The sequence below is a fragment of the Candidatus Anaplasma sp. TIGMIC genome, assembly GCF_028204095.1.
Taxonomy (GTDB): domain Bacteria; phylum Pseudomonadota; class Alphaproteobacteria; order Rickettsiales; family Anaplasmataceae; genus Anaplasma.
Genome location: NZ_JAQLOH010000001.1, coordinates 73275 through 85458 on the forward strand (window position 1 = coordinate 73275; position 12184 = coordinate 85458).

A 12184-nucleotide genomic window follows, 5' to 3' on the forward strand; every position below is an offset into this window, starting at 1 on the left:
CTCACAGCAACAACTAGCCCACCCCTATATACCTGTACAAATTCACATGAACAAGCCTATAAAGGTTCTGAAGCAAAGTAGCTACATGTAACCAAAAATTACGAGATTTACGAGTGCCTTGTGACTCCCAAGTTGGAAAACAGCCAGATATCTTGTAACTATCCCAAAAGCTTGTAGGCTCTATCCCTAAAAGCGCGCGTTATGCTCTCGATCGCGTTGTCAGATGCCAAATTGAATGCAAGCTGCAAAACCTTGTTTTTAAAGGCAAAATCCACAAAAAATTTGACTAACGTCTCCTTCTCCTTCACCGGGAAAAAACTCCATTTACACTTTAGAGTTTTGAACACTCCATCGCTAGATTCCGCCCGTATCCATCCTGGCCTACCAACATCCGGAGCCAAAAAGCTGACATGTGATGTGTACCGGCCTTCAAGTGACATAAAACCAGCAACCAAATCCACTTCCATGAGGCTTTTGCCTTTACTGAGAATAACAACATCCTTGCACCACGGAAGAAACTCAGGATATTTCTCCACGTCAAGAACAATAGAGAAAAGCTCTCCCGCAGGAAAACGCAAGACCTCCGCCTTGCTCACCCCGCTACTCTCTAGAGCCATATCAACACAAATCGAAAACTAAGTGGGGATCCGCCTTTGCCGTAACTCTTTGCTTAGTGTCCTGAGACTAAAGCTAAGGTGGGCGCCGTGTAATGACCTACTCGAGATCACCAGGGACAGCTCCCTATGAGAACAAAACGGGCTCGAGGAACTTTCAATCTACACGCACAACGCAGACCCCCGCTGCAGAATAACAAACCACCAGGTATTTATCAACACCTAACTGTCCTTCTTTCCCTCATCCTTGTTAATTTCCTGATACTCCGAATCTACAACACGTTCTTCAGGATTATCGGAACTAGCACCGCTTGTAGAAGCACCTTCAGTAGCCCCTGATTCCTTACTGGACGCGTACGCAGCTTCACCCAGCTTCATGGAAAGATTCATGAGAGAATCGTACTTCTGCTGTAAACCATCAGTACTACTGTCTTCACCACCCATATACTCTCTGAGATCCTTTATGGAACTTTCGATGTTAGACCTATCTGCTTCGCTAACCTTGTCACCATAATCCTTAAGCGACTTCTCTACGGAGTGAATTAGCCCTTCAGCACTGTTCTTAAGTTCCACATGCTTCTTGCGCTTTTCATCTTCTTCAGCACGATCCTGGGCATCTTTAACCATCTTCTTGATCTCATCGTCACTGAGACCTCCAGACGATTGGATCTTTATGGTCTGCTCCTTACCTGAGGCCTTATCTTTAGCTGATACATGCACTATACCATTCGCATCTATATCGAATGTAACCTCTATTTGAGGTATTCCACGCGGCGCAGACGGTATGCCTTCCAAACTGAACTGCCCCAGCAGCTTGTTATCTGCAGCCATCTTCCTCTCACCCTGGAATACCTTAATTGTAACTGCAGTCTGACCATCCTCGGCTGTAGAGAAGACCTGAGACTTCTTAGTAGGAATAGTGGTATTACGCTCGATCAGCGGAGTGAACACACCCCCCAATGTCTCGATACCCAAAGATAGCGGAGCGACATCTAGTAGTAGAACGTCTCTGACGTCTCCTGTTAGGATACCACCCTGTATAGCCGCACCTACCGCTACAACCTCATCTGGGTTTACTCCCTTACATGGCTCCTTACCAAAGAAGTCCTTCACCCTTTGAACAACCTTAGGCACCCTTGTCATGCCCCCGACAAGCACAACTTCATCCACCTTGCTGTTGTCAGTTATCCCTGCGTCACTCAACGCCTTTCTACATGGCTCTATGGTGCGCTCTATCAACTCATCAACTAAACTCTCAAACTTCGCCCTGGTCAGCTTCAAACTTAAGTGCTTAGCACCGGTACTGTCGCTTGAAATAAACGGCAGGGTAATATCGGTTTCCAACCTAGTGGATAACTCTATCTTCGCCTTTTCCGCAGCTTCTTTTACCCTTTGCACCGCCATAGGATCATTACGGAGGTTAATCCCGGTGTCTTTCTGGAAGCTACTAATCATGTACTCCATAATGGCATTGTCAAAATCTTCGCCACCAAGGCAAGTATCACCATTGGTAGCCTTCACTTCAAACACGCCATCAGCTATTTCAAGTACAGAGACGTCAAATGTTCCACCACCGAGGTCATACACGACTATTGTCTTCTGCTTATCACTTTTGTCTAACCCATACGCTAACGCGGCAGCTGTGGGCTCATTTATTATCCTAACAACATCTAATCCAGCTATTGTGCCCGCATCTTTTGTTGCCTGGCGCTGAGCATCGTTGAAATATGCGGGAACCGTAATAACAGCCTTCTTAACTGGAGAGCCAAAATACCTTTCCGCAGTTTCCTTTATCTTCTCCAGAACAAATGCACCAATCTGTACAGGAGAATAACCCTCCCCTTTTGCCTTTATCCATGCATCTCCATTCTTTGCAGGAAATATCTCATAAGAACACTTAATATCCCTTGTGTCATCAAACCTACGACCTATGATTCTCTTACTGGCATATATCGTATTTTGGGCATTGATATTGGCCTGCCTCTTCGCTAGTTCCCCTACCAATCTTTCATTCTCAGTAAAAGCAACAACTGATGGGGTAGTTCTCGAACCTTCGCTATTTTCTATTACTTTTGCAGTACCCGCTTCCATAACAGCAACACAGGAATTCGTAGTACCCAGATCTATACCTATAATACGCTCAGCCGCCATGATTACCCCCACACGAAACTAAATAAAAAACCCTGACACGGTAGATATAATCACCAAAGCCCCAAATTACAACCCCATCTTTAAAAATTAGAGAAATATGCGGCACAACCCGATTGCTCCCCACTGCACGCACCTACATCAAAAAGATTACAAAGGGCACATTGCAGCCTGCTTCTACACGACACACAACATGAACATTGCCTATCTGTGACAACCCTGGGAAACCAAGAACGGCCTTCTAAGACACACTCGCCAAAATGCGAGTAAGCCAGCGATCAACCCATGTAACAGACACAGGCTTTTCTTCAGCAGGTTGTGCATCAGGTTTGTCACACTCGTTCGAGCCAGAACTGGTGACCTGCTCACTTTTCGCCTCAGTAGCATACACAGGAGCTACACTGCCCGCCCAGTCCTCGCTGAGAGCGCTGCTATACCCTTTTTCGGTGCGAATATCAAAGTCCGTAATACTGTTGTTCTCATCCACATCCAGCCTGATAAGCACCTTAAATTCACTCTCTATATCACTGATACGCCTGCGCTTATGGTTGAACAAATGCGACATAACCTGCGGAGCAACAGTTACCACCACGATCTTTTCTGTGTTCTTGTTCGCAACGTAGCTTACATCCCTGAGTATGCTCGCAGAAATGGACTCCAAAGAGCGAACCCTGCCAACTCCCTTACAATGTGAGCATTGCACCGTGCTTGTGTCCAGTATGCTCTGCTTAACCCTCTGTCTAGATATCTCCATCAGACCGAATGCGCTTATGTAACCAAACTGCACCTTGGCTTTATCTCCCTTGAACGCCTCTCGTACTTCAGCCTCTACCGCCCTACAATAGCGGTATTTTATCATATCTATAAAGTCTATCACGATAAGACCAGACAGCCCCCGCAAACTAACCTGCCTGGCAATTTCTTTAACAGCCTCCATATTGGTACGGTACGCAGTCTCCTCTATACTGTCTTCTCCCGTCATTTTGCCGGAATTTACATCTATTGAAACTAAGGCTTCCGTAGGAGTTATGACTAGATACCCCCCAGATGGTAGGTGTACCTTATCAGTGAACAGCTCCAAAATCTGAGAGCTCACCCTATAGTGCGTAAATATCGGCACACTGCCTTTGTACATTCTAACGCGCAGCTTATTTCCGAACATGGATTTTGCATAGTCTTTGACAACACTTAGCGCCTTGCTTCCCGCAACCACAACCTCATGGACATTCTCGTCGCAATAATCCCTCAAGGTTCGTTTTATTATGTCAGCCTCAACGTACAGCAGGGACGGATGCTCCACGCTTGCACAATTTTCACATACCGCCTTCCAAGTTGCTTGCAGATACGACAAATCCTGTTCTATTTCTCGCTGACTCCTGTTATTGCCAGCAGTTCTTATGATAACTCCAGCTTCTTTCGGCAGTTTCATAGTATCCAGAAACTCCCTGAGACTTCTTCTGTTATCGCAATCTTCAATACGCCGAGAGATCCCACTGTTCTTATTTCCAGAGTTCGGCATAAAAATGCAGTACCTACCAGCAAGAACTATGTATGTCGAAAAAGTCGCACACTTACTACCTCGCTCCTCCTTGATGATCTGCACCATGAGCTTCTGGTCGACCTTTATGACATTCTGCACCTTGTACATTTTGTGCAACAACGGTTTGGACTTGCCGTTCTTTCCTGTAGACGCGGCACCCCTTTTGTCTGCAGCATCCTCCACAGCAACCTCTGGTGAATCCGGAGAATATTCCTCTTCTGGCGCACCCGCAGTGCCAAATTCCTCCTCTTCAACCGACTTGTCGGGGGCAGAATCGTCGCCGTAAACACTCTTCAACAAGGCATCCTTCTCTGCCTGAGGAATCTGGTAATTTTCTACTGATATTTCGGAAAACGGCAAGAACCCGTGCTTTCCTATACCATATTCAATAAAAACTGCCTGCAACGACGGCTCAATACGACGTACCACTGCGTAGTATATGTTGCCACCACGTTGCTGCCTTCTATCCTTCAATTCCTGATCAAATTCTACTACCTTTCCCTCATCAATAACCGCAACTCTTATCTCATCCACGTATACGGCATCAACTAATATTCTCTTTCCACTTGTACTATTAGACACAAAACACAACCAAAACTAACTAAATCAAAAAAAACTCCTCAGACGCGACACTGCCACTCCGGCAGAACAATAGAATATTACCCTTTTACACTCACCCAGGCTCAAGAAAACTTCTCGATCCTAATAACCATAGCAAGACCCACCGCCATGGTAGCCACTCCTACAACTATGGCAGTTAACATCAAAACGCTAGGCAAAGGATTACTATAAGACAGCACAGCATCTACGTCATCACTGGCCAGTATAGGAACGCGGGATTCACTAACATAGCCTAACGAAACATAAAATAGCAGCGCAGAGGTCTGAAAAATGCCAAGACCCATCAATTGCTTAATGCGATTACTTCCAACGACAACAGTAAAAATACCTATAGATGCCAAAAATGCGCTAACAATATAGTTCACCTGCGACACAATAAAGTAAGACATCAGCACTTCCCTATGCAAAAGCTCGAGCCCTATAGCAGTTGCTACCAACGCTCAAGCTAGCTTGTAACGTCACGAACATGAGTTTATATCATTTTTCAACGATGCAAAGTCAAAATACACGCTCATCACAGACGCGCACACCGTTAACCCAACGCCTATCTCAACAATAAATATCCCTACCTTCTGCCCTGTAATAGCGGAACAGACCATAAACAGATAGGATAAAAATCTACCACCAAAAAAAATAGAAAATATCCCCGTACCGCCGTAAATGAACAGTCCCACAGCTCCAAGCATACCCAAATCAGGGAGCGACACCCTTACTCTTGTATCATCAAAAATCATAGAGTATAGGATAATCGCTGATGCAATAATCACCCCACCTTGGAAACCACCTCCTGGGCTGTAATCCCCGTGAATTTGTACGTAGAACCCATATATCAGCATTACCGAGAACATGAAGGACGCCACATAACGCAGGGCGTAGTCTGAACTAAATATCCTTAGTGACTTACTCATGGGCTCCTATAATTTCTTCCAATCAATAACGACACACTGATCGCGGCCGTGAAAACCACAACGGTCTCGCAGAGAGTATCGTATCCCCTAAAACTTGCTAAAACTGCAGTCACAAGATTGGGTATCCCAATAAAAGAGTAAGTGTTACTAGTGTACGACACCCTCGCTGCAATGTTAGCCGGAGATCCCGCATCTCCATATACTGGCAGGTCTAAAACTACGGGAATAAGTGAAAAAAACATCAGCAAAGCGCACGTTCCGGCCGTGACAAGCTTTAGCCCCGCGCCACCGCCAAAAATATCCGCAGAGCCCGAAATCTTCCAACCATGACCTAAATAAGATAGAACCAATAACATCAGCACCGTACTAAAACCTGCTCCGACGGCTGCCTCAGTTATAGCCACATCAGGCGCATTCATTACCAAATACAACGTGGCCATCGTGGTGCTAAAGGCGCACATAACTATGGTGTTAACCAGCAAATTCTCTGAAAACGCCACAGCGCACGCTGAAACAACAAGAAAAAGCAGCAATACAAAGTCAACAACAGTGGTTAACATCTATATATCTGACCTATCATCACTTTTCACACTGCATGCGGCATTAGTCAAAATGTTACACATAGCTATATTAGTGACAAGCAACAAGCCACACAGAACCATTATTTTGAGCGTGAACATCGAAAGTCCGTACTGCATAGCAAGCCCCACAAGTACCAGAGCCATACCCACAGAGTCCACTATGCCAGCAGCATGAACTCTGTGGTAAAACGTCGGCATCCGAATTACGCCCACAGTAGCGATAACAACGAAAAAAATACCAACGCCTAAAATTCCCATTCCTAGCATAGAAAGCACGTTCTACTATTTCCCCCAACCACCATACAGAAAGAACTTGGCGAACCCCACAGAAGCCACAAGACCAACACACGCATACATGAGAGACACATCTATGAAGAACTCCGCAGAGCCATCTATTGTTCCGAGTATCATAATTGTTATCACGATACACGTGTTAAAAACGCTTACCGCTAGCATTTTGTCATACACATTGCTGGCACTAACAATTCTCAGCAGCATCGCGGCTTTGCACACTAGCAGAACAAAAACAGCTAAAGTAAGCAACTCTATCCCCACAATTATCTAAACGATAGAGTGAAGTCTCGCCAGAATCTTTGCAACTAAATTATCTCCAGTAATACCAAAATGCTCATATAGGTCTTTATATTTACCAGAAGCACCAAACTCATCAACGCCAACAAAGATGCCACCTTGCCCTATATACTTGTGCCACCCAATAGAGCTGGCCGCTTCTACGGCTACCTTTAGACTATCATTATTCAGAATGCCTGCAATATATCCGGCATCCTGCTGATCAAATAGCTCCCAGCATGGCATGGATACAACGCGCGTACCCACGTTATAATCACGGTTAAGGATCTCACTCGCATGAACAGCAATTTCCACTTCAGAACCAGTAGCAAAAATAGTGACCTTCAGCTTACCTTCGCTCTCTCTCATGACGTACGCACCTCGCTCAGAAGAACTCGTGTCAGAGTCTCTTGAACGAAGCAGCGCCACACTTTGCCGCGACAACACAAACAAAGAAGGTGATTTCGTGAGACGCAGCGCAGCCTTCCAGCACTCCAAAACCTCCACAGCATCTGCTGGTCTAAAAACATAAAGATTCGGTATGGCTCGCAACGACGCAAGATGCTCAACCGGCTGATGAGTTGGCCCATCCTCGCCTACGCCTATTGAGTCATGCGTCATAACGTATATCACCTGAAGAGACATCAGCGCCGATAACCTTATCGACGGCCTGCAATAATCAGAAAATACCAAAAAAGTTCCTCCATAGGGGATCATGCCCCCATGCAAGGCAATTCCATTCATACACGCGGACATGGCGTGTTCTCTAACACCGTAATGTATATAGGAGCCAGAAAAATCCCCACGCGTAACAACGCGCATATCTCTCGCCTTGGTATTATTAGAAGAGGTGAGATCCGCCGAGCCACCAACAAACTTGCTCACCCTGCAGGACAAAAACTCAAGCACCCTGCCAAAAGACTTTCTGGTCGCCTCGGAAATACCGATTGTAGCTCGCAGCTCTTCAAGCTCAGAAATGACACTCTCAGGAACTCCACGCTCCATGATATTATCGAGATCCGCTGCCTTTGGACTATCCCTATATGCCCTAGCCCAGTTTTCATAATCCTGATTTGCCCTAACTTTTATTTCTTCCCACAAAACACGAGCTCTTGAATCTACCTCAAAAGCCATCCCCTGATGCCCAAGAGCATCCCTAACAGATCGAGCATCTTCATCCGTAAAAGGCCAACTGTGTGCGGCAGACGTGTTTTCTTTAGAGCGCATGTACTTGCCTATGACAGTCCTGCACGAAATTAGGGACGGCTTGTCTGTCCCACGAGCAGTCTGAATAGCCAGCGCTATTTCCTCAGGATTATGACCATCGACCTTCCAAGTATCCCATCCGTACGCAGTAAACCTCGCATCTGTATCGTCAGACGTGGAAATACTGGTCTTTCCATCTATGGAGATACCATTGTCATCAAAAAGTACAATCAACTTACCAAGACCCAAGTGCCCAGCAAGCGACGCTGCTTCATGACTAATGCCCTCCATAAGACATCCATCACCCACCATCACATACGTGTAGTGATTTATGAGATCAGTACCAAATCTCTTGGCAAGCATCTGTTCCGCTATAGCCATGCCCACGGCGCAGCCTAGCCCCTGCCCCAATGGCCCGGTAGTTGCTTCAACACCCGGAGTGCAACCATACTCTGGATGTCCAGGAGTGATAGAGTGAAGCTGCCGAAATTTTTTAATGTCATCAATTCCTAAATATCCCAAAAGATGCATTATCGCGTACAGCAGCATTGACCCATGCCCGTTGGAAAGCACCAGCCTATCGCGATCTACCCATGCAAGGTCATTGGGATTGAATCTGAGAAATTTTGAAAACAAAACCGTGGCCACATCTGCCATACCCAGAGGCATACCCGGATGGCCAGAAGCAGCTTTTTGAATCGCATCTATAGACAAAAGCCTAACGGCCCCTGCCATCACCTCGTGAGGCTCACGCACATCTAAACCTTGATCACATGACTCAATATAGTAACTTACATACTCAGGTATCTGCTCACCAAGTGGTTCTTGTATGCCTCTGAGTCTAGACGCCGCCCGGTTATCTTCTTAAGTATCATGGTACTGCTGTAGCGGCCACCATGAGAGTATATATACCTGCTTAGCCAAGATATCAGATCAGAAAAGTTACCCTTCTCAACATTGCACAAAACATCAACTTTGTGCCCCTTTATAGAAGCAAAGATTTGAGTTGCCGCAATGGCACCAAGTACTTTACTAGGTAGATACCCAAAAACACCGCTGACCCAGTAGTCATCCTGCAAAAAGCCTTCCCTTTCATCATCTGGTGCTTTACCAAAGTAATACTGCATACCCTGCATCCACGCATCAGAAAGATCATCGACTGCAAGGTCCCCGTTGACTAGCTCCTTCTCCAGCGCGTACCGCAACATTATATGCGCCAGAGATGAGACCTCATCAGACTTCTCCAACAAAAAGTCATGTTTCACTTCCGTCAAATATGAGCGTATGCCTGCCAAGTCTGCAGATTTTCCACGCAAAGAAAATAATTTCTTCAATGCAGGAAGGATAAACGTCAAGAATCTCTCATCATGCAACAGATGACATGACATCAAAAACCCTTGCGCCTCATACATTATGCTGCCCGCAAAACCTCCAACAGGTTGCTCTTTCCATTTCTTTGGCAGATTGACCCCATATAGCGCACGACCTATCTGTTCCAGAGAGCCCTTGAGCCCTGTTTTGTAACCAACTTCATCGTAGTGAACATTAAAGTCCGCATCCAAACCATCAACCAAACATCTGCGCTCTTCACCTTGCGCATCTGTAGAAGCAACCCCTGCATAGATGGACGAGGCAAGACTCTCATGAAACGCTACCTGTCTATCGCAAGGTATAGGCTTCACTGCATGGGCCTTGTTGCTGCCCTGTTTTTCAAGCACTTCACCAAAAAACTGCCTAAAGAACGCACCTATGTCAGTAAAAATCTCATCAACTCTCTTGGTGTCCATGTCGCCATCATAGAGCTTAAGCATGATGTCATATTTGTTTCCCACACCAATATCCCCCGCTTTCACGGAAGCAATTTCGGAGGATAGTTTCACAACGTCAGCCAAGTGTTTAACAACACCTTTCGCAGATTCTCCCCCGTCACGGAACGAGACCCAGGAACTCTTGCAGTGCAGTTTAGCCACGGTAAGGGCATTCTGAACATCCGCTGGTATGCGTTTTAGATTCTTGTGCATCCTGCTGATACAATGCAGATTAGCAACCTCCCAGTCCCCAAGCTGCCCTTTATTCCCCAGAGCGATGCCGATTGCTTCTTCCACAACCTCACTATCGATAATCTCCTGCCTTATCTCTTGTAGCGTACACACCTTGTCCATACAGTCTACTGTGCCTAGTTTGCCGTGGCAGAGCTCATTTATCACATCACTGATATTGCGCACCCTGACAAAAACCTGCTCCAAAAACTTATAATGCTTCATATGTGCAACAACCGAAAATCCCCTACCTTTTTGTAAACGCGACACTAGAGAATCACGAACCAGCCCATAAAGGCAAAAATACCCCCAGGACCACGCATGCCGTAACGCCACCTATGACCACCACTATACACAAGCCACAGGAAAGTGCGCTCTAAGTTTTTAGCATACATACCAGGTAAAGCCACAATAAATCGGTAAAATGGATTGAAATTATTTGCTTGACTTGGTGTAGTTTTAGGCAATGATCTGTTCCACAGTGTGACTTTTTAGTGATTGTTGTGATGAAATTGGACTGTGGCCGGGGGTTTTCTGCGCTGCAAGGGTGTGCCACTATTTGTTTATTGGTACTGTTTACACTTAGTGGTTGTATAGGGTTGCATTCAGGCCGCGTAGGCCCCGTACACGAGGAGGCAGCATTCACTAAAAGAGTGGAGAAGGTTTACTTTGACTCTGGAAAGTACAATTTAAAGGGCTCCGGCAAGAAGGTACTTCTCGGGCTGGTTGAGCGTATGCAAAAAGATGAAAGTGTAACACTTACCATCGTTGGGCACACAGACTCTGTTGGTACTGAGGAATGCAGTCGGGATCTTGGCGCTAAGCGGGCAAACGCTGTCAAGCAATTCTTACTTGGTTGTGACAGATCTCTGGTACACAGGATTTATACCCAATCGCGTGGGATGACGGAACCCGAGGTTTTGGTATATTCCAGCGATGCCAGTGAGGTTGAAAAGGCCAATGCGCAGAATCGCAGGGCTGTGATTATAATTCATTCTGCAGCCACGCCGCATAGCTATGCTAAGTCCTATGGAATCTCACGCGGTAACACTCCAAGTTTTGTTCTTGGGCACCAGTAGACAACACAAATTTGGTTTACTCTGAGACTTGGACTTTGCTCTAAACCACGTTGCCGGTGTTCCCCTTAAAAACCAATTGAGTCCGAGCTTTTAGGTAAGTTTCGGTATGAAATGTGAAAGCAATCCTAGCCAGAGTTCGCACCCCTTTTACTGTACAAAACTTCAGACATACAGGCTCGCAATAGCTGGTTCTTCGGCTGTCTCCATAGTAAGCGGTACAGTCACAAATTTTCACAGAAACATTAGTGGTCTTATTGGAAAGGACTTTTGCAAATTAACATGTATTACCATAACGCTGTTTTTGTGCATTCCATAGGACGTATCGTACCTGTATTTTCCAATATTCAAGGATGCGACTTTTCGTGTGTGCAGCACACAAAGTATAGACCGACTTTTCATCATTCTTTTCACTCAGGCAACTCACTCTTCCTGGCACAGGTCTTAAACTTGATGTCTATTTAACACCACGAATTTGGCAAAACTCGACAGCGTCGTTTTTAATCTTTAGACCATATTAAAAAGTGCCAGTTCAGGCCATACGTGCAGAACACGTTCTAAACGTTGCAGTAGGCTTTTACCTAATAACAACAAGAAAATACAAAAAATCCCTAGGCTCGTATGCATAATGCGTTGCGCATTTCGTAAGCGTTGTGAATAGATGCTGGTTACCGTACATAGTGGCCGGTCTTTACCTACTATATCACCAAACCGCGCCCTTGCGTGAAGCCATGATTCACCATAACACACAGCTTGCAAACAACCCAACAATAGAGCCCTATATGATGTTGAGGAATCATAAATTACATCGGGACAAAATAACTAGCCAGAGGTCCAGAGGTCCAGAGGTCCAGAGGTCCAGAGGTCCAGAGGTCCAGAGG

Annotated in this window: 11 protein-coding genes and 1 other RNA gene; 1 reads left to right on the top strand and 11 read right to left on the bottom strand. The window is 45.8% G+C overall.

Annotated features, from left to right (window positions below):
* Positions 1-158: 158 nt before the first annotated feature.
* The 11 genes from PGW94_RS00230 to PGW94_RS00280 form a co-directional block, all read right to left on the bottom strand.
* Complete coding sequence (locus PGW94_RS00230; RefSeq protein ID WP_271757185.1) at positions 159-617, bottom strand: type II toxin-antitoxin system RatA family toxin; 459 nt, start codon at positions 615-617, stop codon at positions 159-161.
* A gap of 23 nt (positions 618-640) precedes the next feature.
* Positions 641-799: non-coding RNA, 6S RNA (gene ssrS / locus PGW94_RS00235), on the bottom strand.
* Between the two features lie 37 nt (positions 800-836).
* Positions 837-2765 (bottom strand): molecular chaperone DnaK, encoded by a 1929-nt coding sequence (gene dnaK, locus PGW94_RS00240; RefSeq protein ID WP_271757188.1) that lies wholly within the window; start codon positions 2763-2765, stop codon positions 837-839.
* Between the two features lie 238 nt (positions 2766-3003).
* A complete protein-coding gene (locus PGW94_RS00245; protein WP_271757192.1) occupies positions 3004-4884 on the bottom strand; it encodes a ribonuclease E/G in 1881 nt (626 codons plus the stop codon).
* A 101-nt stretch (positions 4885-4985) separates the two neighbouring features.
* Complete coding sequence (locus tag PGW94_RS00250) at positions 4986-5312, bottom strand: cation:proton antiporter subunit C (RefSeq protein WP_271757195.1); 327 nt, start codon at positions 5310-5312, stop codon at positions 4986-4988.
* Between the two features lie 69 nt (positions 5313-5381).
* Complete coding sequence (locus tag PGW94_RS00255) at positions 5382-5831, bottom strand: Na(+)/H(+) antiporter subunit B (RefSeq protein WP_271757198.1); 450 nt, start codon at positions 5829-5831, stop codon at positions 5382-5384.
* Positions 5828-6391 (bottom strand): DUF4040 domain-containing protein, encoded by a 564-nt coding sequence (locus tag PGW94_RS00260; protein WP_271757200.1) that lies wholly within the window; start codon positions 6389-6391, stop codon positions 5828-5830. The genes PGW94_RS00255 and PGW94_RS00260 overlap by 4 nt, the downstream gene beginning before the upstream one ends.
* On the bottom strand, positions 6392-6679 hold the full coding sequence (locus tag PGW94_RS00265; RefSeq protein WP_271757203.1) for a monovalent cation/H(+) antiporter subunit G: 288 nt from the start codon (positions 6677-6679) through the stop codon (positions 6392-6394). It abuts the gene before it with no gap.
* 15 nt (positions 6680-6694) lie between these two features.
* Complete coding sequence (locus PGW94_RS00270) at positions 6695-6967, bottom strand: monovalent cation/H+ antiporter complex subunit F (RefSeq protein WP_271757207.1); 273 nt, start codon at positions 6965-6967, stop codon at positions 6695-6697.
* 6 nt (positions 6968-6973) lie between these two features.
* Positions 6974-8923: a transketolase gene (tkt, locus tag PGW94_RS00275; protein ID WP_271757218.1), complete on the bottom strand. Its 1950-nt coding sequence runs from the start codon at positions 8921-8923 to the stop codon at positions 6974-6976.
* Between the two features lie 56 nt (positions 8924-8979).
* Positions 8980-10452, bottom strand: coding sequence for a carboxypeptidase (locus PGW94_RS00280; protein WP_271757210.1), 1473 nt, complete (start codon positions 10450-10452; stop codon positions 8980-8982).
* Between the two features lie 281 nt (positions 10453-10733).
* Between PGW94_RS00280 and PGW94_RS00285 the strand changes: the two genes are divergently transcribed.
* On the top strand, positions 10734-11306 hold the full coding sequence (locus PGW94_RS00285) for an OmpA family protein (RefSeq protein ID WP_271757213.1): 573 nt from the start codon (positions 10734-10736) through the stop codon (positions 11304-11306).
* The last annotated feature ends 878 nt before the right edge of the window (positions 11307-12184 follow it).